A 24,235-nucleotide genomic window follows, 5' to 3' on the forward strand; every position below is an offset into this window, starting at 1 on the left:
GCGTCAAGCGCGGGAGGTGACGCGACTCGCGAGCAGCAGCGGCTGCTGCCCATCGCCAATTCCGAGGACTTGGCCGAGGCGTCCGAAAGGAGTGCGATTAACTCAACGGCTCGGGGGTTGAGGTAGTCGGATGACCGCCTGCGAGGACGAGTGCGCTCAGGAGTCGGACTCTGGAGGTTCCAGCCAATTGCCAGCGCTCCGCGATGTCGCCCTCAGTTGAGGGTGCTCCTGCACGATTTCCCGTTGCCGCTCACGCGGTAGTCCCAGCTCATGCAGCACGTTGAGGATCACGACGGCCGTAGTCACTTCGACGACGGCGATCAGCTCCTCGAAGGAGTGCTTTGGGGTCTTGCCCTCGTGCGCGAGGTCGTTGCGGGCCCGCGTGGTCCTCGTCGCCCAGTAGGCGACGTTCGGTACGAGAAGTGCAATCGCGTCCTGGTCAGGGCGCGCGGCGAGTGAACGGAGCCGGTCCAAGAGCGTCGGATCGTTGTGGATAGACCCCTTGAACCTGTCCCGGTGTTCCTCGGGAACCTGCCCGAGCATCGCGTCGCGCATCGCCGTGAACTCCGCTTTGGGGAACGGCTTCTCGTCGATTCGGAGACCGCGGTGTAGAACCTCGGCAGCGCCCACCGCCGTGAGGAGATTGTTCTCGATAAAGCGGGCCGGTGCGTAGCGCAGGCCCAGGATCATGTTGGTCGCTGTCTGCAGACGCGCGTGTGCCTCCGACCAGCGGGGCACGACGTCCTTGAATGGGAGCGAATCGCAGGTAAAGAACACGTGGTTGCGGTCGACAGCCTTCGCGTCGTGCTTGCCGAGCACGGCTGGCGAGTAGAGCACGTCGGCGCGCCGGCGGGGCACAGACTGGCCGTTCGGCAGGGTCGACTCGGTCCCGGCCACCTCCAGCCGGAGCCAGATCACGCCTGCGGCGCGGTGCGTCGCCAGGGCGACGAGGTCCTGCACCAGGCTCGCGGCCTTTAGCGCGGCGCTCAGGGCGAATGGCTCGGCCGGGGTGACTCGAACGAAAGCCGTGTCCCGCATGCGCCCCACGGTGCCGCCTTTGCGCTGTTCGAAGAACGGCAGTGTGTGCGTGTGCGCGAGGCAATATTCGGTGCCATCGACCACCACCGACTGCGCCTCAACCGGCTTCACCGAGATGCATCCGGTCCCGTCGATCTTGCCATCGGGTGCGCCGAGGGTGCCCTCGAATGCAGATGAGGCGGCCCAGAACCCCAGGTCCTCGACCGAAACCTCGGCCGCAGAGAACGCTGCGTCCTTCTTGTCACTGACGTGCGCGCCGATGATCGCGGTCGTCGCCGTGACGGTTTGCTTGTCCGGGCTCTTCACCCGCGCGAACATGGTCCGCTTCCCGGAAGTGGCGATGCAGCCGAGGAGGGTGATCTCGCGCTGCTCGGCCGCACCGTGAATGACGTTCCACGTCCTGGCGCCCTCCTGGTACGCCGTAAGCCCGGGCGCAGGGCTTGACGTGATCCGGTCCTCGAACGTGCCGATCAGCGAGAGCGAGAGACCGCCCTCGGGATCGTACCGGAGGACACCTGGAACCTGGTTGTCAGGGGCGTCCGGAACCCACCACAGGCCAACCCACTCGCCGGCCTCGTCGAGGTTGAAAGGATCGTTAGCCATCGTTCTCTCCTGTAGGGGCTACTTCTTCCCGTCTCTAGCAGCTCCTCCGCGACGGAACGCCACGGCACCCAAGCGGCGGCGTGGGGTAGGGACGTGTGGCTAGGGTTGAGGCTGCTCAGGGGCCGCTTGAATTGTCGACTGCAAAGCTGGGCAGCCCCGGCTGCTGCTGCGTTTGTGCGTTGACGGGACGGTTCGGTCTGGGTTCAGGAGGTGTGTCAGTCGCTTTGGGGTTTGCGGAGTTCGGCGCGCCGGATTTTGCCGGTCTGGGTTTTGGGCAGCTCGTCGATGATGTGGACGCGGCGGGGGCGCTTGTAGGCCGCTAGGCGCTCCTGTGTGAAGGCGATCAGCTCCGGTTCCGTGGCGTGTGTGCCTGCCTTCAGTGAGACGTGCGCGACCACTGTTTCGCCTCTGTAGTCGTCGGGTTGTCCGACGACTGCGGCTTCGTGCACCGAGGGGTGTTCGTACAGCGCGTCCTCGACCTCGCGTGGCCAGACCTTGTAGCCGGAGACGTTGATTTGGTCTTTGAGCCGGTCGACGAGGTAGATCCAGCCTTGCTCGTCGATGATGGCGACGTCGCCGGTGCGCAGTCGGCCTTCGGGCATTGTTTGCTCGGTGGCCTCGGGTTTTTGCCAGTATCCGGGCACGACCTGTGGGCCGCTGAGTTCGAGTTCGCCTTGCTGGCCGTGGGGTAGGGGTGCGCCGTCGGTGTCCACGATGCGAGCGGTGAGGTTCGGCATCGGCATGCCGATGGACAGGGTCCCGCTAGGCTGGTGGACCGGCGCCTTGCGTCCTGGAGGTACCGCGATGACCGCGGAGCTGGTCTCGGTCATTCCGTACCCGTTGTGGATGTAGACGCCGAACCGGTTCTGGAATCGCTCGACGGTCGCCGGAGGGATTGGGGCCCCTCCGGAATAGAGGGTCTTCGCGGCCGCGAAGTCCTCCGGACCGGCCTGTGGTAGTTCGTAGATCGCGTTGTAGGCGGTGATGGAGCCGATCGTGAACGTGACGCCGTGTTCGCTGAACGCCTCAAGAGCGACTTCGGGGTGGAACCGGTTGGCGAACACGAGGGTGGTGTTCGTGATCAGCGAGAGGGTCGCGTTGACCACCGCGCCGGTGATGTGGAATAGCGGGGCGATGGCGAACACGACGTCCCCGTCGCTCAACCCTATCCACGAACCGTAGGCCGCGACCGTGTGGAGGACGTTGCCATGAGTGTTCATGGCGCCCTTCGGCGGCCCGGTCGTGCCGGAGGTGTAGGTCAGGAACGCGACATCGTCATGGGTGACGGCGACGGGCGTGGGGCGGTCGCCCTCGTATTCCCGGATCAGGTCGACGAGATCGCCGTCCGGCGCTGGCGCGGAGCGTTCCGTCGTGGCGAACACTCGCGGGTCGTTGCGCGACTGGTAGTCCAGGGCCGAGGTGCTCATGAGCCACCGGACAGTGCTCCCCCGTAGAGTGTCGAGGGTTTCGTCGACATCGCTGTCGGTGCACACGATCCCGACCGCCTCGGCGTCGTCGATAAGCCGGCGCAGCTCGCGGTTCCGATACATCGGGTTGAGTCCCAGCGCCGTGGCACCCAGTTTCCACAGGGCAAGCAGCACGAGTGCGTACTGGGGGATGTTCTGCAGATACACGCCCACACTGTCGCCGCGCTTGGTGCCACGCGCTTCGAACGCAGCCGCTAGGGCATCCGAAGCCGCGTCCACCTCTTGAGCCGACAAGGTGCCGTCGAAGTAGCGCAGCGCCGGGGCGTTCGGAGCTTTCTCCACGCGCGCTTTCCACGCATCCGCAAGAGAGGCGTGGACGTTTCTCGTCTCTGCTTCGGTACCGGGAGGCAACACAGCTGCGCACGGTAGCTCGTCGGACACGGCCATGTCTTGTCCTTCCGACCTCAAGGCAGATGGTGCCCAGCTGTCGAGGTGCCCTGCGCGACGTGCAAGCTGGATTGTGCCAACGATGTTGCTGCTTGGATGTGTCAGTAGTCCACTCGCCGGCCTCGATGATCCGGCTAATTCCTCTCGTTCAGTGCGACGAATTTAGTTCTGGTGGCATTACGATTTAACCCAAATGATTCCGGACGTGCTGCGATTTGAACCGCGCTGACGCAGTGGGGTGGAAAAATGCTTGATCGGGCCTTCGATGAGCAGGTGAACGCTTGTGAATTGGGTCCGGGTGACCTGGCTGCTGCGCAGCGTTTGGCGGATGCTGCGCCTCCAGTTAGTGAAGAAACTGAGGCGATTTTGATCGGACTTTTGGGAACGGGTCGAGATCAGTACGAGGCCCGTGGAAGTTGCTATTATCGGGGTTCTCCACGGCTTGAGCGCGATTCTTGAGGGGGTGCGCTGGTTCACGCACCTTTCGGTGAAGGTGTAGACGGATCTTCTAAAGGTGAATAGAGGTTGTTCGGACCTGAGGAGATCTGCGAGGGGGTCTGGGTTGGTGAATTCTAAGTTAGAAAGATCCTCTTTGGTGTCCGGTGCCCATTTGGGATCCCCACTTGCGAATTAGAGCGTTCATGTCGTAGGTGCTGTCGCGGCGTGTTACGAGGTGGGCGAGGACGAGGCCTTCGAGGACGCTCCGCGTGTGGCCGGGTGCCCACCCGGTCAGCACCGCAATTTCTTCGGCTGTTGTTGTCCGGTCAATGCTGCCGATGAGGTGCCAGGCGCGTTGGTGGTCCGGGGGCAGGGTCTTGTAGAAGGCGTCGAGGGCGGCGTGCATGCTGCCGTCGGCATTATCGGTGATTTTCGTGAGTTCCCAGCGGTCTTCGTGTTCGGAGAGCAGGCGTTCGAGTGGGACGTTGGGGTGGGTGGAGAGGTGTTCTGCGGCGAGGGCGAGTGCCTTGGGGAGGTCGCCGCAGACCTCGGCGATGTGGTTGGAGATGTCGGGCTCGGCGGTGATGCGAGTGCGGCCAAGGCGTGTGGCGAGGAGGTTGAGGGAGTGGGTGCGGGTCAGTGGAGCGAGGGTGAGGGTTTGGGTGCTGGTGCCGACTAGGAGGGTGGAGAGGCGGTATCGGGAGGTGATGATGACGGCGCAGCCTGCTCCTGATGGGAGTAGTGGGGTGAGTTGTTCGGTGCTGCGGGCGTCGTCGAGGACGAGGAGTAGACGCGTGGACCAGGTCGCGGATCTCCATGCTTGTACTCGGTCGGTGAAGGAGTCCGGGACGGGCAGTCGGAGCGACTTCAGGAGGTGGGCGAGGACGTCGCTGGGGTCGGCGGGCCCGTCGGGGTGGTGACCGCGGAGGTCCGCGAAGAGGTTTCCAGCCCGATAGGTGGGAGCGAGTCGGTGGGCGTGGGTGACGGCGAGGGCGGTTTTGCCGGTGCCCAGGGCGCCGTCGATGAACAGCCGTAGTCCGGGTGCTGGGCCCCAGGTGGCGATGGAGGCGAGTTCGTGGTCGCGGCCGTGGAGTGTGGAGACGGTGGGCGGGAGCTGGGCTGGGGCGGTGCGTCGTCTGATCTGGGGCGGCCGGTGGGGGACATTGTCGTTGCTGCGCGCGGCAGCGTCGGCGAGTGCACCGTCGGTGTGCATGACCTGTTCGAGCGCGGTAATCGCGGCGACGGTGACTTCGCGTCTGCCGCGGATCAGTTTGGATAGGTAGGAGGGGGACAGGCCGGCGGCGTTGGCGAGGTCGGCCTGTTTGCGTTTCCGGTTTTCGCACCAGCGCACGACGAGCGCCCCGAACTGGGTCAGCTCACTGTGTTTCGGATCCTGCTGGATGCAGGGGCCGGTCAGGGGTGGGCTGGTGTGGCTGCTGCGCATGAGTGTCCCCCAGGGTGTTGGTGCGCAACCGGTCCACGACCGTGGTGGTCGCCGGAGTGAGACTCCGGGCCCGCTAGGCGTGGTGTGGTGCTGGTTGCGCTGTGGTTGCTGGTTTTTCGGTTGTTCGCCAGAGGCCTCTGCCGAACAGGCCGGATGGGTCGTATTCGGCACGCAGGGCTGTGACGTGGTCGGTAGCGCGTTGGTAGTGGGCCTGCATGGAGTGCTTCACGTTGCCGATGTGGTAGATCGTGGCGCCGCCGTGGGCAGCCTCTTCGGTGAGGTGCGCGATCCAGTTCTCGGCGGCACGAGACCACTGGTTCAGGTTGCAGGAGGAGGCCAAACCGGGGTCGAGTAGTCCGTCGGCCAGCCACACCAGTTCGCCCGGGTTGCGGCCGCACGGTGCTGGTAGCCGTAGGCCGGTCCGTACGGCTTGGCGGAACTTCGGCATGGCGAGCGCGACGGCGGTCTCGCCGAAGACGCCGCGTGGTTCGCTGGCGTGGGCGGCGGCGAGGAATCCGGAAATCGTGGTGTCGCTGAGGAAGTAGTCCCACCAGCGCTTCGGGAGCTGTGCCCATCCTTGGTCGATGAGCGGGTCGTAGAGGTCGACGTCGTGGGAGAGGACCTGGTCGATGTAGAGCTGGACGTCGCCGGCGTGTGCGCGTGGGTCGGGGGCGCCGCGCAGCATGTCGGGCATCGGGTCGTCGTTGCGGTGGTGGTAGGCGGTGGCCAGGATCTCCCATGACGGGTCGTCGCCCCGGCGGCGTCCGTAGACGGAGTTGAGCTGGCCTCGCCGGATGAGGCTGCGGGCGGCGCGCAGCATCTGGGCGTGGTCCATGCCGCGCAGGACGCGGAAGCTGGCGTAGGGGCGGGCGGGTTGGAGCCGGAGCTTCGCGCGGGTGATGATGCCGAATTGGCCGAGCCCGCCCAGGGTCCAGCGGTGCAGTTCGGGGTTGTTGCTGGGGGAACAGGTGTGGATGGTGCCGGTTCCGTCGACGATCTCGAGTTCGTCGGCGTAGTCGCCGACGGTGCCGGTGACGTGGTCGAGCGACCATCCTCCGGCGCTGAGAACACCTCCGACCGTCAGGCCGGCGTAGCCGGTGACTCCGCTGGTGAGCCGCAGACCGTGGGTCCAAGCCGCTTCGGCAGCGGCCCGGAGAGTGGCTCCGGCGCCGAGGGTGACGTGGGTGGCCTCGACCTGGATCTGGTCGAGGGCGCGCATGTCGAGGTAGAGCGCCCCGTCGTGGGTGCCGAGGGATTGTCCGCCGGTGGCGTGGCGGGTGCCGCGGGCGATGACGCCGGGCACACCGTGCTCGGCGGCGAAGCGCACGGCGGTGGCGACGTCGTGCGTGGACTGGGGGCGGAGGAGAAGTCCGGGAGTTTGGTGGTGTTGGTGGCCGAGGTCGCGGGTGGCTTCGGTGAGCGTGTCGGGGTCGGTGACGACCCGTGCTTGAAGGGAGTCGGGGAGCGGAATCCAGCCTGCATCGTGCGCACTGGGCTGGGTGGACCAGCGGTGCGTTCGCGTGTGGAACCCGTGCTTCAACGGTGTGCCCTTCCCTCGGTGCGAACCGGTACAGGTTCCAATGCACCAGGGCACAAGGTCGTTGACATCCACAATCGCTGTGGATTTCGGCGGGCGGCACCGGAATCCACAGCGCCTCAATACCAAGCCCGGCTACTCAACAGCCACGACGTGGCACGCCGCGAGCGCTGCAGCTACTCGGTGCTCAGGTGGAGGTGAGTGGCGATGGTGCGGGTATCACGGCGGCTGGTGGCGCCGGTGCGCTGGAGGATCTGGTGAACGTGGCTGTCGACGGTGGCATGGGAGACGCCGAGGTGTTCGGCGATCGCCCGGTTGGTCGCGCCCTGCAGCAGCAGAGCGGCGACCTGCTGCTGCCGTACGGTCAACACGGGCGTGACCAGCGGCGTTGCCATGTGAGGGTCGCGGAACAAGGGGAGTGTGAGGGGCAGGTCGCAGGCGTCGTCGAACGAAAGTGCGTGGCCACGGCTGTAGGCGTAGTCGTAGTCCTTGGCCGGGAGGGCGGCGCGGGCGCGGCGCTCGGCGGAGGCCACGGCTTCACCCAAGCCGCGCAGTCGGCGGAAAGCGATTTCGGTGCGCAGCATGACCAGGTCCACCGCGCCGAGCAGGCGTGCGGTGTCACGCCACTGCTGGCTGTCAGCGGTGACCAGCAGAGCGATGACCAGTGACCAGGGCAGTCCCCAGAGGTCGTGGTGATGCTGTTGGGTGGTGATCGATGCACGCAAGGCGATGACGGCCTCGCTGAGGTCGCCTCGTCGCACGCACAGTAGCGCCCAGGCCCAGTCGCCCCAGCTCAGCAGGTGGTCGGAGTCGTGGGTGCGGCATTCGGTGCGGTAGGCGTTGATGATGCGCTCGGCCTCGCTTGGTTCGGCGAACCCGCCGGCGTGTACCGCTTGCCACATTCCGACCAGACCGAGGAACACGTGCGTCTCCGGAGGAGATTCCTCGCGCAGTGCCGTCAGGGCCTGTTCCCACAGGACGCCAGCTTCGTGCTCGGGGCCTTGACCGAACGTAGCGCTCACCGCCCGTGCGTAGAGCACGAGCCAGTGGTCCGGTTCTCCCAGCTGGTCCGCGGCTTGCTGTGCCTGGGAAAGCAGGGTTTCGGTGTCCGGGTCTCCTTGGCAGACGCCTACCCAGGCCTCGGTCGCCAGTGCGGCCACCCAGGTCGCGTCACGGTGCGGGTACAGCTGCCGCAAGCGGCTGAGGTGGTGCCTGCCCCATTCGGAGAGCTCGCCTTGGATGAAGGGCACGCGGGCGTTGGCGAGCGTGACGGCGACTGGGAGTCCCCAGCGCGCATCGTTCGGGGTGGTGCATCGGGTGAGCGCGGCCCGGACGTTGTCCAGTTCGCCGCGCAGGGTGCACAGCAGGCCGGATCCGGCGGGCCCATGTCCTTGGGTCGCCGCGTCGTCGATGATCTGAGCGCACCAGCGCTGATGTCGTGAGCGGGCATCGTCAAGCTCGCTGGGATCAAGGCGGTGCTGCACCCATTCCCGCACGGCCTGCAACATCCGATACCGAGTGGGCACGACCCCTGGTGCGCGGATGACCAGTCCGCTTCGCCGGAGTTCGTTGAGTAGCTCGTCGATCTCGTCGAGCTCGGATCCGGCTACGGCTTCGGCCGCGGGTAGTGACCAGCCGCCGCGAAACACCGTGAGCCGGGCGAGGAGCCGTTGCTGGTCTGGGCTGCAGGCTTCCCAGGTCCAGGCCATGACCTGGGAGAGCAGCTTGCGGTAGGAATCGGCGGTGAACCGCGTCTCCAGTTCAGTGACCGAGGACCGCGTCCCGACTCGAGCAGCGACCTGTTCGACGAGCATCGGGATGCCGCCCAGCCGGTGCACCAGACGAGCGGCCGCGCGCCGGTTACCGGCCTCGGCGAGGTCGATGGTCGCGTCGGCGGCGCGGGAGCGGTCGATGAACAGCTGGAGCGCCTCGGAGGTCAGTGCGGCTTCGGGCTGCTCGGCCGGATCCGGCGCGTGGAGCGGTTCGAGGGGCAGGGGATGCTCGCCGCGGACCTGCAGCGCCATCCGGCTGGTGGCCAGGCACGTCAGCTGCGGCGCGCTGCGCAGCAGCAGCCCCACCAGCTCATCGAGACCCTCCTGGTCGTCCGAGGCGTCAAGCAAATGCTCGCAATTGTCCAGAACAAGAAGAAAGCGAAGTTCACAGAGGAGTTGCGCGAGCTGCGGCCACCCGGCGACGCCGGTGGTGACCTGCTGGCCGCCCCCGATGCTCTGAGCGATATGCCCGGCCACCAGATCGAGGTCGTCCACTGCCGCGAGGTCGACCACGGCCCACTGGTCGAACAACTCCTGCCCGGCCGCGACGTGCTTGGCCAGACGGCTCTTGCCATGCCCGGCAGGCCCGGTGAGCGTGACCAAGCGCGCGCCGGAATCCAGGAGCCCGATGACCCGCTCGGTCTCGGCCTCACGCCCCACGAAGGAATCGATCTCGACCACCGCAACAACACCCCCAGTTCTTGCGCGGCAATCGATGGTAACCAGCGACAACGAGCACAAAATTGACATGACTGGTCAACGTGTCAATTCTGGCCAACCGCTATCGGCGGATCCCACAGTGGACGGACCAACAACGACGGCGCCGATCCCATAGGGACGGTGAACCCAATCTCGTTGGTCCCAACCGAAAAACCGGGACACCGCTGGAACGATCGCGACTGCGGAAGTGACGGCTCAACTCGTCACCGCCAGCACACCTGAAACAGGGTGACTGGGGCCGCAACCACGGCGAATATCACCCATTCGTGGGGTAGTCGCCCTCATGCTCTCGAACCCGTGATGGCCCAGGAATAGCAGCCATCCCGCTGCTGCGCAGAGCCCGCCGCATCCCCTGGGCTCTGCCAACCCCATGCCGCCACCGCGCTCCTCGAACCGGGTGCATGCACCCCTTCGAGCCGGGGCTCGTGCGCCCTCAACAGGCCTGATCCCACCCGGGCGCGGCCGCTGTAAAGGAGTCCGCTGTCATGGTCCAACCGCCACCAAACACACTGGGAAACAGCAAGAACCAGCAACGCATCACCCTGCAACCACGTCGACCCACGCCGACGATGCCTCCCGGGTCACCCACCGAGGACAGGAACGGGGCTCCTGCGGACAACCCCCTGCCAACCCACACCGAGGGGCCCGGCGGCCAGGAGCTTGCTCGTGCGGCTACCGAGGCATGGTCGGACCTTCCCACTGCCGACGTCGTCGCCGCAGTCGAGGCCGGCCAGCTCGCCGCTCGAACACGAGATGGCGAGCGAGCAGGACAGCAGGTCGCGGCCGAGACCGGCCGGGCCGCGGCAGCGGTGCAGCGCCAAGGCCTGGACCCGACCACGACGGCGCACGCGGACTGGGCCGGATTCGGCACCGTCATTCCCGTCCTGTCGGCCTCGGCCGGGGCAGGTGCCTCGGTGGTGACCACTGTGCTGGCCGATGCCCTGCAACTGGCCGATCTGCACACGCTGATGGTCGACGTGGCCGATCCGGCACGTTCGGGCCTGGCCTCGGCGGCCCGTTCCGACGGCCCAGCGGCGGCGAGCCCGCACAGCGCGGTGAGGATCCGGATGTCCTGGCGGGCGAGCGCCCTGGTGGCACGGGTGGAATCCGACCTGCCCCTGGTGACACCGGGCATGGTCCCGCCACCGAGGTTCTTCAAGCCCACCTCAAGGTCGGTGCAGGCCACGGTGGTCGACCTCGGCCACGACCCCTGGCGGATCGCCGCCGCCCCCTTGGCGGGGGCAGGTGCGTGGCTGCGTGCCGGGACACCGATGCCGCGGCCGGTGCTGGTGTGCCGTCCCAGCAGGCCGTCGTTGTTGCACGCCGAGCAAGTCCTGGCCCGCCTCGAAACCTGCACCGCGACAGCCGCGCCGGTGCAGCTGGTGGTCGTCGGGGCTACGCGGTGGCCCGCCGGAATCGCAGGTTGCGCCGGACCACGCCTGGCGCCGTTGATCGACGAGGCGGCCTTCCTTCCACATGACTCCGACGTCGCGGTCTCGGGCATCACTCCGGAGGTGACCCCGCCGCGGCTGCGGGATGCCCTCGTCCCGGTGTTGCAGCGCTGGGATCTGCTGTCCCCACCCACCGTGCCCGGTCTGGTCGACCGCCTGCTGGGAGTGCTGAAGGGGGACCTGTCGTGATCACCCACTTCCTCACCGACACCGTCATGCCGCTGCTGGACCACTTCCCCACGCAGGTCGAACCCCGAAACTGCATACCACCGCACCCGTTGGCGCCACCGGGTGAGTGCGCGCTGCCGCCTCCTTTCGAAAACCCCACCGTCAAACCGCCTCCGGGTTCCGACAGAATCATGACGGTCGCGGGCAATGTGAAGTGGGGCGCCGGCGTCGCGCTGATGGTCGGGTTCTTTATGGGGCTGCTGGTCTGGGCCGGGGGACGCTGGGTCGACCACCACCGTGCGGGCAAGATCGGCGTGATCATGATGCTGTGCGCCGTGGGCGGCGGCATCCTCTACGGCGTCGGCTACCAGCTCATCAGCACCTTCGCGTGGGGTGGCTGAGCCATGGCCGCCCCCGCAGACCAACACCACCAGCCCCAGCCTCGGCGCCGGTTGACGGTAGGGCTCTCGGTGATCGCGGTCCTGGCGCTGTCGGCGGTCGCCGTGATCGCAGCGCTGACGACCTCCCACGAAGCCACTCGACCCGCACCGCCCACACCGATTCTGCCGCGATGGAACGGGCCGTCCGTGGACCCCGGAGGGTGGGACACGGCGGGGCAGCGTGCGCTGGCTGGGTCACCGATGGTCGTGTTGCCCGTGGTGGCGGCCCAGCCCCAACCGATGACCGCCGAGCTCGCCGGGGCCCCACTCACCGTCCCGGGCCCCACCCAGTTGACAGGGCGATGGATCCCAGGCGGCTTCCCACCCACGCCCGAAGGCGCTCTGGGGCAGCTGGTGGCCCTGGACGAAGCCGCGATGCGCGGTGCCGATCCGGCCACCTACGCACTCGGCTACCACGAACTGGCCCTGCCCGGAGCACCGCCCGTCGAGGCCACGGGGTTGTCTTCTCTGCTGCGGTCCCTGCGCGCCAGCGCGGAACTGGAACCGACCGGGGTTGTCCCTGAGCTGACGGCGACCTATCAGGTCACCCACGGCCAGATCAAGGGCACCACCGACAGCGGCCGGTTCGTCGTGGCCTGCGTGCTGGGTCAGTTCTCCGTGGACTACCGCGGCCACACGCTCACCGCCGGGGTGGGTGATTGCCAGGCCCTGCGCCACGTCGAGGGGGACTGGCGGATCTCGCCGGGCCCGGTCCCGGCGGCGGCGCCGAACGCGTGGCCCGGCAGCCCGGATGCGGTGCGCGCCGGCTACCGCGACCTGAAGCGGGGTGGCTAGCGATGTGGCCCTTCGACGACCTCGGCACCACGATGGGCGGCCAACTCCAGCAGTTCGGGGCGTCGCTGTTCGAGGTCGCGATGCGGGTCCTGTGGGAAGCAGGCCTGGCCATCTTGCGCGAAGCCTTCAAACTCGCCGACCAGTTCTCGATCTTCACGGTCGACACCCGCACCGGCCCTGTGTCGGTGCTGTGGCCGATGATGCTGTGGATATCCGGAATCCTCGCGCTCGGGCTGTTCTTCTGGCAGCTGACCCTCACCTCCCTGCGAGGCGGACGTGGATTCCTCCGCCTGGTGATCGGCCCTGTGCAGTACGGCATCGCCCTGGCGGTGACGGTGGGGATGGTCGCCGCGTTCCTGGGCGCGACCGACGGCGTCACTCGCGGGATTCTCGAATACGGCCTGCAATCACAGAACTTTCAGGAAGCCCTGACCCACACCAGCTTCGCCGACGGCGCGGTCGATGGCATCAAGGCAGTCGTCTTGGGGATTTGCGCGGTGTTCGGGCTGATCCCGGCAGGCATCGGCTTCGTTTTGGAGATGTTGTTTCGCGAAGCCGCGATCTACGTTCTGGTCGCGACGATCCCGATCACCGCTGCCGGTCTGCTGGCCCGGGTCAGCATGGGTTGGTACTGGATCGCGCTGCGCATGATCATCGTGTGCTGCGTCATGAAACCCGCCCTGGCCCTGGCGCTGGTGCTCGGCGTGGCCATCGCCGGGGGAGCGCAAGGACTGTCTGGGCTGTTGGCGGGAATCGGCGTCCTGATCATCGTTCTCGTGGTGCCACTGCTGCTGATTCGGCTGTTCGTCTTCGTCGATGCCGACAGTCGCCCGGACGGTCCGTTCCGTGATGCGCTGGCGATGACTGGAACGGAGTCCTATGGCTCCAACAGTCCCGGCATGCGAGCGACTTCGGCCCTGGCCACGCTCTACGGGTTCGGTGGCGACGAAGACGGTGATGCCCAGGAGTCCGCCAACACCGATCGCTTCGACGACGCCACAACCGGCCAGGGCGAGGATTCCGACGCACGACCGAAAGACACTGCCAATTCCGCCAACTCAGACAGTGGATCCGGCGAACCCGATGGGGCCGGTGGATCCAGTAGCGGAAGCAGCACGGGATCGGAAGATTCCCGGGGATCGAGCGCACCTTCGCCGCCTGACCCCAGCCCCGACGCCGACGATGGCGATGCCGACTCGAGTACCGACGGCGGTTCGGGTGGGCGCGAGGGGTCTCCTCACCGGCCTGCGGCCTACCACGACCCCGTTGGCGGCGAATCCATCGATGACGCTGGCTTCGGAGGTAGCGCCGAGGCGAGTGGCGGAGGCGCTGGAGGAGCAACCGGTGAGCAACCGGCTGAGGTCGATGAGCCCGCCTTGGGCGATGACGGCAATGCCGGGGACAACGGACCGAGTCCGGTCGTGCCTGCATCCCATTCGGATTCCGATGCAGGTGGCGGGGTCGAGGCCGCGGGCGGCAGTGATGAGCCGTCGCCACCAGAGGCCCCGGATGTCTCCGCGGCTAGGCCGAACACGTCCGACCACGGAGCCGCGGATTCGGCTGTGCCGCTCGCACCGAACTCGGACGAGCCACCGGGCAACGCGGACGCCGGAAGTACCGGCAACGGCGGAGCCGAGGGTGAAAGCCCCCAGCCACCCGAGGCCCCCGAGTCACCGGAGCCGGGCCCGGGCGTCGATGACCCCGGCGGTGACCGACCACCGCCCCAGCAGCGGCCGGGTGACCAGCAGTGATGACCACATCCCAGGTGATGACGGTACGGAGGGCGTGGTGCCGTATGAGCAACGTGCGGATCTACCGAGGTTTGGCGCGCCGCGAGCACGCGGGCTGGATCATGGGCCTGACCCCAGGCCAAGCCCTGAGCTGCCTCGTGCTCGCGGTCCCGGTCCTGTGGAGCGTCAGCGCCGGCCACCTTACCCACGCCCTGCTCACGGCCACGGTGTGTGGGCTCGCCGCGGTGTTGGTGGTGGTGCCGGTGCGGGGGCGTCCCGCAATTCGCTGGCTGGGCCACCTCGTGGCCTACCAGCTCGGATCAGTGCTGGGCTGGTCCCGGTGGCAGTCCCACGCCGCCTCCGGCACTGCGGTGGACCCGGACGAACCGGATCTGCCCGGGGTGCTGCAGCGGGTGCGGTTCCCGGATGGGCCGGTGTTCAAGGACCGCGGCCGGGTGTGCCTGATCCACGACACCCGCGACGGCCGCTGGGGAGCTACGGCACGGTTGACCCACACCGGGGTCGGGATGCTCTCGAACGAGCAGTGCGAGCGACTGGCGTCCCGGCTGGGCAACCTGTTGCTGTCGATCGGGCACCGCGACCTCATCGACCGCATGAGCCTGCTGGTGCGCACCGTGCCCGATGACGGCACCGAACACGAGGTGTGGCGCACCCACCACGAAATCCCCGACGCACCCCCACTGGCCCGCCAGGCAGCCGACGAACTGGACCGCACGATCGGCTCGGTCTCGGTGCGCCACGAGGTGTTCGTGAGCCTGTCCGGCTCGGAGGACGCGCTGCGGAAACCGGCGGTGGCAGCCGGGGGAGGGGCAGACGGGCGAGCCCGGGTGCTCTACCGGGTCCTCGACGGCCTCGAAGACCCGCTGAAGGCACTCGGTGCCGACCACGTGGAGTGGCTCTCCGGCAGCGGATTGGCCGAGGCGATCCGCACCGGCTTCAACCCCGCCGCCAGCGGCGTGTTGCGGGCAAGCCGACTGGCCGGGGACGGCCGTGAAGGGCTGCCGAAGGCAGCCGCGGGGCCCTCCGAGGCCCCGACCCCCGGGTGGCGGCGCTACGACCACGACGCCTACTCCACGGTGTCCTACTCGGTCCTGATGCCCGAAGCCGGAACCGTCTTCGGCTCACTGAGCCCGCTGCTGGCAGTGCAGACCGCCGGGGAACGCCGGTGCCTGGCGATCCACTACGAGGTCATGGGCGCACGCCGCGCGGCACGAGCGGTGCAGCACTACCGCTTCCGCGCCGGAGTCCTGCGCGACTACAAGCGCACCAAGGGCTTCTCGGCCTCCGCGACGGACGAACGCGAGGCCAGCGGTGCCCACGCCCAGGAGCGGGCGGTCGCGGCCGGACACTCACTCGTGCGCTACGCGGTGGCCGCCGCCGTGACCGTGCCCGCGCACTGGAACGCCGAAGACCACGCCGCACGACTGGAACACGACGCCGCCGGCCGCTTCCGCCTCCTGCGCCTTGACCTCGCCCAGGACTCCACCTTCGTCGCCGCCTGCCTCCCGCTCGGCATCGGCCTGCCCCGCGCGAGAGGAGGCCTGAAATGACCCGGCGCATCAAGACCGAGCGCACAGCGGCACAGCTGCTCACCGACTTCGGCGCTCCTCCTGCCCGCAAAACCCGAACCCCGAACGGACCCAGCACACCCTCGGAGCGGATCAACCGACCCGTGGCGCCACGCCGGGGCCGGGCCCGACGAGGTGAAGGGTGGGCTCCGGTCGAGGCTCCGCTGACGGTGTATCAGGCCGCCACCCACGAGATCGGCGGACTGTTCCCACTCCTGGCCGCGAACGGCATCCCCGCGGTAGGGGCCCGCATTGGCTACGACACGCTCAGCGGAGGGGCGTTCTACGCGCACCCGATCGAGTGGGTCCTGCGCGGGATGTGCACCAACCCCAACATGGTCATCTTCGGCGAACCCGGACGCGGCAAGTCGTCCACGGTTGTCGCCTTCCTGCTGCGCATGATGCTCGTCGGTGTCCGCACCCTGATCTCCGGCGACGTCAAAGGTGAATACACCCCACTCCTGCACGCACTGGGGATCCAACCCATCGGACTGGGCCGCGGCTCCAGAGCACGCCTCAACGCCCTGGACCTCGGGCCACTGAGCCAGCACTGGAATACCTGGTCGGTGGCTCGCCAGCGCGACGAGCTCGACGGCGTCCTGGGCAGGTGGGTCAAACTGCTCACCGCCCTGGCCGAGGCGCAGGGCTACACGCCCACGGTCACCGACGAAGCCGTCCTGTCCCAGGTCCTGCGTCGCCTCGTCGGCGCTGCCGACGGCTACACGCACCTGTGCCCGGTCACCATCCCGGACGTTCAACGTGAACTGGCCGCCGCTGACACCACGCTCTGGGAAACCACCCGCTTCGCCGACCGCCGGCAGTTCCTCGATCAACTGCGCCCGATCACCGACGTCCTGGCCAACCTCATCCACGGCCCCCTGGCCGGACTGTTCGACGAACCCACCAACTTCGAACTCGACTGGGCCGCCCCGATCCAATCGATGGACCTCTCCCGCCTGCGCAGCAGAGGAGACCAAGCCGTGGCTGTGGCGCTGACGTGCCTCGGGTCCTGGTCCTCGATGATCACCGATCTGCAGGACGACGGCGAGATCCGCATCGTCGTGCGCGACGAGGTCTGGCGCCAAATGCGCCTGGGACCGAAAGCGGTCCAGGCCGTCGACTCCGATCTGCGACTGAGCCGTGCGGAAAAGAAGATTCAGATCCTCGTCGGACACAAACCCTCCGACTTCCTCTCGGTCGGCAACGCCGGATCGCAAGAAGTCGCCATCGCCAAGGACCTTCTGGCTCTGTGCTCCACGAGGATCCTGTTCGGACAGTCCACACGCGTCGCGGACGAACTCGCCGAAGACTTCGCTCTCTCGGGAAAGGAGTCCGATGTGACCACCGGATGGTGCATGGAACGCACCGGACGGGCCCTTTGGAAGTTGGAAAACAAACCCGGCTACAAGGTCCAAAGCGTCTTGTCCCGCGTGGAGAAACAGACTTTCGACACCAACGCCCAACTGCGCGAAAACCCAGCCTCGTTCGGGGCGGGCGGTGGAACTGATGAGGGTCCCGCGACACCCGGTAGGTGGTCGTGATGCCTGGAACGGGACATGGCACAGTGCTGGCCATCATCGCGGGCGTCGTGGTGGTCTTCGTCGTCATGCCAGCGGCCCTACTGGGCGTGGCGGTGCTGGCGGTCTCCAGTGGTCTCCTCGCGCCACTGGGCGGATGTCAACGCGGCACCGCCACGAATGGGCCCAGTGGCACCGATTCAGGTGTGACGCAGGTCGGTGACGACGAGTGGAACAGCGAGCAGCTGACCAACGCCCAGACCATCACCGGCGTCGTGCAGCAACGCACACTCCCCAAACGGGCAGCAGTGCTGGCGATTTCGACCGCCATCGTCGAGTCTCGTCTGGAAAACGTGCACTACGGCGACCGCGACTCGCTCGGGCTGTTCCAGCAACGCCCGTCGATGGGGTGGGGCTCTCCCGAGGAGGTCACCAACCCGGTCTATGCCACGGGAAAATTCCTCGATCACCTCGTTGAACTCGACGGCTGGCACGATATGGCCCCTGGCGTCGCGCAGCAGAAGGTGCAGGCCTCGGCGTTCCCGGACCGCTACGCCCCACAAGAACAACCAGCAGAGGCACTCACGGCCCGATTCTGGAACGGACCGGACAACCCCCTCCCAGCTCCTACTAGCCGCGACAGTGCACAACACGCCTCGACAGGTCCAACCGCTGGGTGCCCGGAACAGGGGGCATCGAGCTCGAACATCGCCCTGGACCCGGCCAAGATCCCGCCAGGCTTCCAGCTACCTGCGGATCCGCAGCAGCGCGCGGCCGTGGAGTTCGCGCTGAGCAAGCTCGGCGCACCGTATGTCTGGGGCGCGAAAGGCCCGGATGAGTTCGACTGCTCGGGGCTGATGCAGGCCGCGTGGGCCCACGCAGGTGTCCCGATCTCAGCAGGCACCTACGGCCAGAAAGACGACGGCCGGGCCGTGGCTTCCCTCGCCGCGGTGCAACCCGGTGACCTGCTACTGATTCCCGGCTCGCTGGGATCACCGTCCAACCCGGGTCACGTGGGCATGTACGCCGGCCACGGCGTGATCGTTAACGCCTACGACTCCTCGACCGGCGTGATCCTCGAACGCCTCGACGCCTGGGCCGACCAGATCGTCACCATCCGGCGCGTCGCCGAACCGGCCACACCCGCCATGGGGAGGGCTGAGAAATGACCAACAGCCGACGAACTCTGTCTCCCACCGCCGACCGCGACATCGCCCTGATGAGCCTGCTCATCGGCCTCCTCGGAGCGGTCCTGGGCTTGACCGCAGCGCTCATGGCCGGCGTCGCTACAGCCACGGCCGTGGCGGGCGGGCCGTGGCAGATGCCTGCCTTCGACACGTGGGTTACCACGAGCATCAGCCTGCTGTCCGAGCCCACCGATCCGGGCGCGAACCTGGGATCCCCATGGATGGAGGCGCTCACGGGCCGCGCAGGCCTGTACTGGATGGTCACCACAGGGATCACCACCGGTACCACCGCGGTGTTGACGGTGGTGGGACGGGTGCTGTGGCGCCACTACGGCCCGGTGCAGCCAGGCCACGCCAGTCGTGAGGACCTCCGGCGTGAACTGTCCCTTGAGGCCGCGCGGCGCACCGCCGAGTGGACCCGGCCCAGCCTCACCCCACAGCAACGTCGCCGCGCACCGCTGGAGGAGGTGGCCGCGCCCCTGCACCGCGGACCGTACTGCCAGGTGCTGTGCACACCCTTCGAAAACCCCACCGGAGCGTTCGCCCCCACCCAATCCGGCAAGTCCCGTACCGACCTGGTCCACAAGGCCCTGGCCGCCCCGGGGATGCTGCTGTGCTCAACCACCAAACCCGACCTCCTCGAGTTCGCCGCACTCGCGCGCACGCGCCGACCGAACGCAGGCCCGGTGCTGGTGTTCGACACCACCGGCCACGTAACTTGGCCCGCCCAAGTCCACTGGTCCCCGGTCACGGGATGCGGCGACTTCACCACCGCGCGCCGCCGCGCCGAAACCCTCGTCGAGGCCGCCGCCGTCGGGATGGAAAACACCGGCGGCAACGACAAAGTCTTCCGCGAACGCGCGAAAATGGTCATCCAGGCCTACCTCCTGGCCGCCGCAAGTGCCGGCCGCGGAGTGGCCGATCTGGTGCGGTGGGCGATCACCAAACCACCCGACCAAGAACCCGTCGAGCTCCTCCGCGACCACGGCTTCACCGAACTCGCCGACAACCTGCGCTCCGAGATCGGCATGGTCGCCGAAACCTCCGACGCCGTGTGGCTGTCAGTACGCCGCGTCATCGAGCCCTGGCTCGACCCTCACCTGCGGGACCTGTGCACCCCGGTGGCCGGTCGGGAGTTCGACGCTGCGTCCTTCATCCGCAAGCAGGGAAGCCTGTTCCTAGTCGCCGGTGAGCACCAGGCAGCCCAGGTCCGGCCCGTGCTGACCGCCCTGGTCGAGGACCTCCTCACCCACCAGCAAGAACTGGCGCTGGCGTATCCGTCGCGGCGTCTGGACCCACCGGCGACCAACAACCTCGACGAGCTCTACGACGCCACCCCGGTGCCGAAGCTCCCGGAAATCCTCGCCGACTCGGCCGGCCGCGGAGTCATCATCCACTGGGCCGCGCAATCCCTGGCCCACCTGGATTCGCTGTACGGGGAGACCGGACGTCGGCAACTGCTCGACAACACCACCACGTTGACGCTCTGGGGCGGGATCAAGGACCCGAAGACTCTCGAGTGGATCTCCACGATCTCCGCTCACCACGACCGGCGCCGCTACCAGCAACAATCCGACGGCCTGTTCGGAATCGGCCGCAGTTCGGTGGGTACCGAAACCGTCCCGACCTACCGGCCCGGCGCTGTGCGGACCTTGGACCGCGGCCGGGTCCTGGTCATCCACCGACACCTCAAACCGATCCTGGCCCGCACCGTCGACGTCACCCAACGCCGAGACTGGAAACACCTCGACGGCGACGTCACCACCATCCGTAACGGCACCGCCTCCGTCACCCCGGACGGGTACCTCCGAAGCGGCAACCAGCAGGCCCCGACCGTGGTGGGAGGTGAGGTGCGGTGAACGACGACGAACTCACACCTGACCCCGGACCGCTGCCAGAGCCACGCGGCGGACCGCAGGAACAGATCAGCGTCCTGATGGAACTGATCGGCGGCCTGGCCGGGAAAGTCACTGCCCTCACCCGGCGTGTGCATGCACTCGAAACCGCCGACAGCGAGGACGAAGACGGACCGTCGGATCAACCGGCCCCGTGGGTCGTGTTCACTCCACCGGCCGCGGCCGAAGACCGCGAACATGCCCTCAACGGGCACACGCCCGAGTGGACGCTGGAGAACTTCGTGGCGTGGTTCAACGCCACCTATCTCGGACTGCCCGGAAGCCCGGCGGTACCGATCCCGGACTGCTGGCACCAGCATCCAGGACTGGCGATGGAAGTCGCGACCCTCGCCTACAGCTGGCGCCGCGCCAACGTCGGCGCCACCGCCAACGTCCGTGACGCCCAGTACTGGCACCACACCTGGCGAGCCGGCTTCGCCACACGCCTGGCCACCTGGATCCACCCCCACTGCACGGACGGACGTCACCGGCCGGTCGGCGCACCCGCCCGACTCACCCGCTTCGCCCCGGCCCCCGCAACCCAGGACGAAACATCGAAAACCCAATCAGGAAAGGAAGAACCGACATGACCGCAACCATGCCCGTCCGCTCATTCCTCGACCCACGACCGGGACCATCCTGCCCGCAATGCCACGCACCCACGCGGTGGCTCACCCCACCGATCGCACGCTGGATCTGCCCGGACTGCGCCATCTCCTGGCGCTACCCCGGACAACCCGGACTCCGCGAAAACAACACCACCGAAACCAATTCCACCACCGCACCCGCCTTGAAGGAGACCCGATCATGACCGCCACCGAGCCCCTGCGCATCCACACGGCCCGCCGCGTGATCAGCGAAGCACACACCGTGCCGCAGATCCTGCCCAACAGCATGCTCGCCCGCCGCGGCGAACCCGTCCTGGCCACCGCGATGCTCATCGCCATGATGGAAGACGCCACCTGGGAAGCCATCGCACCCGAGGTCCCCTTTGAGCGCGCGATGCTCGGCTGTGGGGGCACCTACCACCACACCGCACCCACACTCCCAGGCCAACAAGTCCGCATCGAGGTCACCTCCCGCCACCTCCCAGACGGCGGCGGGCGACAACGCTGGACCGCCCGCGCGATCAACATCGACACCGGCCAACCAGCAGGGGTCCTGCACCACGAACTCGCCACCCCCAGCCGAAGCCGCTTCTACCGGCGGCTGCACACGTGAGGACCAGGGAGTGAACCACGATGAACCACGCCCACCGCCACTACCGCATTCCCGAGCCCCGCCCCGCCACGCTGGCCCTCGCGGCCGGCGCCCTGGCCACCGCTACCGGCTGGGCCACCACGTCCCGCCATCTCCGCCAACGCACCCGGGAACTCCACCACGTCCGCCGCGAATGCCGCGACACCAGGCGAGCTCTCGACGACGCCCAACACGACTATGTCACCGGGCTGCTCAACCGCCGAACCTGGGAACATACCGCCAACGCCCTGTGGGCTCGTCTTGGCTTCGTGGGCGTGGTGGGGCTGGTGGACATGGACGACTTCAAGACGATCAACGACCGATACGGCCACCACGCCGGAGACCAGGTACTGCGCACCACCGCCAACCGACTCAGACTCGAACTCGGGCCACGCGCGATTATCGGCCGCTACGGCGGTGACGAACTGGTCTTCCTCACCAGCCGACCCGGCGGGCCCGAGACGTGCAGGTTGCGGTCGGCCTTGGCCAACCCGGTTCAGGTCAACGGAATCGGCACGATCAACGTCCGCGCGGCCATCGGCACCGTCACACCACGACCGGACATGCCGCTCTCGATGGCTCTCGCCGCTGCGGACGCGGCCATGTACGAGGCGAAAGGACGCCCCCGAACCGAACACGAGCGGTCGTGCAGCGAACTCAAGTTTGCGGAGGTGCGGCCGTGATGAGTGGACACTGGAGGAATCGTGCGGCCTGCCACGACACCATGCTCGAGCTCTGGTTCGGCCCCGAAGGCTATCCGGAGCCGAAAGACCAAGCCCGCTGGCGACAACGACGAGCCGCCGAAGTCTGCGCCAGTTGTCCGGTACGCACCGACTGTCTGGCAGAAGAACTGGTCCGGCCACTCGCCGAGCAACACGGAATCCGAGGAGGACTGACACCACGAGCACGAGAACGACTCCTGGCACGATGGCGCCAGGCCGGCCTCGTTCCTGAGTACCGGCCGCCCGACGGAATCGAGAACGTGCGTCGGCTGCTGGAACAACCCGCGCAGCCGCAACAGCCACGCACGCGCCACGGCTAGCACCGTCAGTTCTGCCCAGTCCTCGCGGAGCGGCGTTTACGCATCCGGTGCGTGGCCCGGCCTGTTCCGAAGGCGATGACCAGGCCCCGCAGTGAGCAGGAACGCATGCGGGTCGATTGTGGCGCCCATCAGGATCGTGAGGTGCTGATGACCCAGAACGTCCCTACCTGAGTACGTGTGGACACGAAATTCTCGGTCGTGGTGAGATTTGGACACCAGGACATGGTCGAAGGTAGCCAACGCGGGGTATCAACGCGTCGTTGATACCTACGATCGGACGCACATGGGTAGTCGGGGTGCGACCGGTAGCCGTCGAGCTTCTGCTCGACGGCTACCGGTCCCTGCGGACGGCTCTCAGTGGGCTACGGGTTGAGAAGCGTGTGATGAGGTGCCGATGTCGGTCACCCTTGTGGTCTATTCCTCGTCACGGTCTCATTTGGTTTCAGCGGCGCCCCCACGGCCGGAGGGATGTGAACAACCGCCGATCTTCTCGCACACCGCTGGGATGTCCTCAGTGTTGGCACGACACAGCGCAACAACTCCGAGCACGAGCATCGACAGAATCATGAGGGCGGCCACAGCCGCAAACGTCCAGTAAGGGGACATGCGCCAGCTCCAAGGCATACGGAGGAGGCGTCATTCCCCCGAGAAAGAGTAGGCCGAGGTGTGGCCAATGCATCGGGTTAGACGCTAGGGACTCGAAGTAACCTCGATCGGAGTCGAGCACATGATCGTGGCAGCTCTAACTACGTGTAGCGTTGGCTTACGGGCAGACCTGGTCGTACAGTTGTCGCTTGGTCAGATATGTTCTGGTGTTCCCTTATTAAAGAAGTCCAATGTGTACTAATTGGGGGCCGTGCTCACGGCGTGTCGGTCGAGTCCGAGGCTGCGGGTGAAGGTGCCTCGGCAGGGCCCCACCCGTACGGCCGGGATGCTCGTGTAACCAAGCTTCGAGTGTGGTGGCCATACGGTCGGGCCGAGAACGTTGATGCGCTCGCCGCTCAAAATTGGTCAAAGTCAAAAGTCCGGCGTTCCCTGGTAGTTTGATGGGCGATGTAGTGATCCGCCAAACTGAGGAGGAAGTAGTGACGCTGTCTGAGTATGGAGTAATCGGAAAAGTGGGTCTCGGTGCGGCGCGCGCTGTTTTGGCTGAATCTTCGAAATCTCCGCTGTCGTGGCCGGAGACATTCGAATCATTATTGGAGCTTCATTCGATTGTTTATGAATGGTGTGAGCGCGCCGCAAATGCAAACGATTATATTAAGGCCAAGGTAAACGATGAGGCCCTAACGGCAGATCTTCGAATCAGGGAGATGTTTTCGCGTGTGAATCTTTCCGGGCCGTACGTTGAGGAAGCGTACGACGACATCAGGGAAGTGCTACACCCGAAGACGCCGCTGCTGTACAGGTGGCAGAAGTCTAGTCGTCGCCGTGCGGCTCGCCGTAGCTTGCGGTCCGTTCTCCAGGTCTACTTTCCTGAATTTCTTCGCCGATTCGAGGATGCGATTGAATCTAGGTACGACTTCGCAACGGGTCCCGCAAGGGAATTTGATCGACTTTTCAGTTCACCCTGGTCTGAGTCGCAAATTACGGAAATCGTGGCGGAAATGGCCTCATCTGAAAAGGACCTTTTTCGCGCTTGGCATCAACTGGATCGAATCATAACTGAATTCTATTTTTTTAGCGGCTTGCCGCGCGAGTTAATTGAAAGCTGGGAGAGAGGAATTGCGGGGTAGGGTATTTACAGTGCGTATAA

The 24,235-nt window shown here is 66.8% G+C and carries 18 protein-coding genes; 13 read left to right on the forward strand and 5 right to left on the reverse strand.

All coding sequences use genetic code 11. The features are described 5' to 3' along the window. Nucleotides 1-156: 156 nt before the first annotated feature. The 5 genes from REH65_RS32315 to REH65_RS32335 all read right to left on the reverse strand — a co-directional run bounded on the left by REH65_RS32315 (nucleotide 157) and on the right by REH65_RS32335 (nucleotide 9,387). Nucleotides 157-1,641, reverse strand: a complete 1,485-nt coding sequence (locus REH65_RS32315) for a HEPN domain-containing protein (protein ID WP_406690511.1) — start codon at nucleotides 1,639-1,641, stop codon at nucleotides 157-159. 215 nt (nucleotides 1,642-1,856) lie between these two features. Continuing rightward, on the reverse strand, nucleotides 1,857-3,515 hold the full coding sequence (locus REH65_RS32320; protein ID WP_406690512.1) for a class I adenylate-forming enzyme family protein: 1,659 nt from the start codon (nucleotides 3,513-3,515) through the stop codon (nucleotides 1,857-1,859). 577 nt (nucleotides 3,516-4,092) lie between these two features. After that, nucleotides 4,093-5,397, reverse strand: coding sequence for a helix-turn-helix domain-containing protein (locus REH65_RS32325; RefSeq protein WP_406690513.1), 1,305 nt, complete (start codon nucleotides 5,395-5,397; stop codon nucleotides 4,093-4,095). Nucleotides 5,398-5,470: 73 nt separating this feature from the next. After that, complete coding sequence (locus REH65_RS32330) at nucleotides 5,471-6,937, reverse strand: FAD-binding oxidoreductase (RefSeq protein ID WP_406690514.1); 1,467 nt, start codon at nucleotides 6,935-6,937, stop codon at nucleotides 5,471-5,473. A 173-nt stretch (nucleotides 6,938-7,110) separates the two neighbouring features. After that, the gene (locus tag REH65_RS32335) at nucleotides 7,111-9,387 is read right to left on the reverse strand and encodes an ATP-binding protein (RefSeq protein WP_406690515.1); all 2,277 of its coding nucleotides are present in this window, start codon (nucleotides 9,385-9,387) and stop codon (nucleotides 7,111-7,113) included. A gap of 608 nt (nucleotides 9,388-9,995) precedes the next feature. Here REH65_RS32335 and REH65_RS32340 point away from each other — a divergent pair. The 13 genes from REH65_RS32340 (at nucleotide 9,996) to REH65_RS32400 (ending at nucleotide 24,215) form a co-directional block, all read left to right on the forward strand. Beyond that, nucleotides 9,996-11,066 carry a hypothetical protein gene (locus REH65_RS32340; RefSeq protein ID WP_406690516.1) on the forward strand — a complete coding sequence of 357 codons (1,071 nt, stop codon included), beginning with the start codon at nucleotides 9,996-9,998 and terminating at the stop codon, nucleotides 11,064-11,066. Then, complete coding sequence (locus REH65_RS32345) at nucleotides 11,063-11,446, forward strand: hypothetical protein (RefSeq protein WP_406690517.1); 384 nt, start codon at nucleotides 11,063-11,065, stop codon at nucleotides 11,444-11,446. The genes REH65_RS32340 and REH65_RS32345 overlap by 4 nt, the downstream gene beginning before the upstream one ends. 240 nt (nucleotides 11,447-11,686) lie before the next feature. After that, entirely contained in the window at nucleotides 11,687-12,280 is a 594-nt protein-coding gene (locus REH65_RS32350; RefSeq protein ID WP_406690518.1) for a hypothetical protein, read from the forward strand. A gap of 2 nt (nucleotides 12,281-12,282) precedes the next feature. After that, complete coding sequence (locus REH65_RS32355; protein ID WP_406690519.1) at nucleotides 12,283-14,031, forward strand: hypothetical protein; 1,749 nt, start codon at nucleotides 12,283-12,285, stop codon at nucleotides 14,029-14,031. A 44-nt stretch (nucleotides 14,032-14,075) separates the two neighbouring features. Continuing rightward, the gene (locus tag REH65_RS32360; RefSeq protein WP_406690520.1) at nucleotides 14,076-15,581 is read left to right on the forward strand and encodes an SCO6880 family protein; all 1,506 of its coding nucleotides are present in this window, start codon (nucleotides 14,076-14,078) and stop codon (nucleotides 15,579-15,581) included. Continuing rightward, entirely contained in the window at nucleotides 15,578-17,140 is a 1,563-nt protein-coding gene (locus REH65_RS32365; RefSeq protein ID WP_406690521.1) for an ATP-binding protein, read from the forward strand. The genes REH65_RS32360 and REH65_RS32365 overlap by 4 nt, the downstream gene beginning before the upstream one ends. Nucleotides 17,141-17,163: 23 nt before the next feature. Next, on the forward strand, nucleotides 17,164-18,285 hold the full coding sequence (locus tag REH65_RS32370) for a C40 family peptidase (RefSeq protein WP_406690522.1): 1,122 nt from the start codon (nucleotides 17,164-17,166) through the stop codon (nucleotides 18,283-18,285). Continuing rightward, nucleotides 18,282-20,162 (forward strand): type IV secretory system conjugative DNA transfer family protein, encoded by a 1,881-nt coding sequence (locus tag REH65_RS32375; protein ID WP_406690523.1) that lies wholly within the window; start codon nucleotides 18,282-18,284, stop codon nucleotides 20,160-20,162. The genes REH65_RS32370 and REH65_RS32375 overlap by 4 nt, the downstream gene beginning before the upstream one ends. Next, on the forward strand, nucleotides 20,159-20,788 hold the full coding sequence (locus tag REH65_RS32380) for a hypothetical protein (protein WP_406690524.1): 630 nt from the start codon (nucleotides 20,159-20,161) through the stop codon (nucleotides 20,786-20,788). Before REH65_RS32375 ends, REH65_RS32380 begins: the two co-directional genes overlap by 4 nt. 217 nt (nucleotides 20,789-21,005) lie before the next feature. Then, nucleotides 21,006-21,419 carry a thioesterase, FlK family gene (locus REH65_RS32385; RefSeq protein WP_406690525.1) on the forward strand — a complete coding sequence of 138 codons (414 nt, stop codon included), beginning with the start codon at nucleotides 21,006-21,008 and terminating at the stop codon, nucleotides 21,417-21,419. A gap of 20 nt (nucleotides 21,420-21,439) precedes the next feature. Continuing rightward, nucleotides 21,440-22,120 (forward strand): GGDEF domain-containing protein, encoded by a 681-nt coding sequence (locus REH65_RS32390; RefSeq protein ID WP_406690526.1) that lies wholly within the window; start codon nucleotides 21,440-21,442, stop codon nucleotides 22,118-22,120. Beyond that, nucleotides 22,120-22,479, forward strand: a complete 360-nt coding sequence (locus tag REH65_RS32395) for a WhiB family transcriptional regulator (RefSeq protein WP_406690527.1) — start codon at nucleotides 22,120-22,122, stop codon at nucleotides 22,477-22,479. Before REH65_RS32390 ends, REH65_RS32395 begins: the two co-directional genes overlap by 1 nt. 1,085 nt (nucleotides 22,480-23,564) lie before the next feature. Further along, complete coding sequence (locus REH65_RS32400) at nucleotides 23,565-24,215, forward strand: hypothetical protein (RefSeq protein WP_406690528.1); 651 nt, start codon at nucleotides 23,565-23,567, stop codon at nucleotides 24,213-24,215. Nucleotides 24,216-24,235: the final 20 nt, after the last annotated feature.

Source organism: Saccharopolyspora sp. ID03-671 (assembly GCF_045278815.1).
GTDB classification, from domain to species: Bacteria; Actinomycetota; Actinomycetes; order Mycobacteriales; family Pseudonocardiaceae; genus Saccharopolyspora; species Saccharopolyspora ipomoeae.

Bases quoted from the DNA above. Each gene is read 5' to 3' on its own strand.
- REH65_RS32315 (WP_406690511.1), bottom strand. From the start codon at position 1,641: ATGGCTAACGATCCTTTCAACCTCGACGAGGCCGGCGAGTGGGTTGGC.
- REH65_RS32320 (WP_406690512.1), bottom strand. From the start codon at position 3,515: ATGGCCGTGTCCGACGAGCTACCGTGCGCAGCTGTGTTGCCTCCCGGT.
- REH65_RS32325 (WP_406690513.1), bottom strand. From the start codon at position 5,397: ATGCGCAGCAGCCACACCAGCCCACCCCTGACCGGCCCCTGCATCCAG.
- REH65_RS32340 (WP_406690516.1), top strand. From the start codon at position 9,996: ATGCCTCCCGGGTCACCCACCGAGGACAGGAACGGGGCTCCTGCGGAC.
- REH65_RS32350 (WP_406690518.1), top strand. From the start codon at position 11,687: ATGGTCGTGTTGCCCGTGGTGGCGGCCCAGCCCCAACCGATGACCGCC.
- REH65_RS32355 (WP_406690519.1), top strand. From the start codon at position 12,283: ATGTGGCCCTTCGACGACCTCGGCACCACGATGGGCGGCCAACTCCAG.
- REH65_RS32360 (WP_406690520.1), top strand. From the start codon at position 14,076: ATGAGCAACGTGCGGATCTACCGAGGTTTGGCGCGCCGCGAGCACGCG.
- REH65_RS32365 (WP_406690521.1), top strand. From the start codon at position 15,578: ATGACCCGGCGCATCAAGACCGAGCGCACAGCGGCACAGCTGCTCACC.
- REH65_RS32375 (WP_406690523.1), top strand. From the start codon at position 18,282: ATGACCAACAGCCGACGAACTCTGTCTCCCACCGCCGACCGCGACATC.
- REH65_RS32385 (WP_406690525.1), top strand. From the start codon at position 21,006: ATGACCGCCACCGAGCCCCTGCGCATCCACACGGCCCGCCGCGTGATC.
- REH65_RS32390 (WP_406690526.1), top strand. From the start codon at position 21,440: ATGAACCACGCCCACCGCCACTACCGCATTCCCGAGCCCCGCCCCGCC.
- REH65_RS32395 (WP_406690527.1), top strand. From the start codon at position 22,120: ATGAGTGGACACTGGAGGAATCGTGCGGCCTGCCACGACACCATGCTC.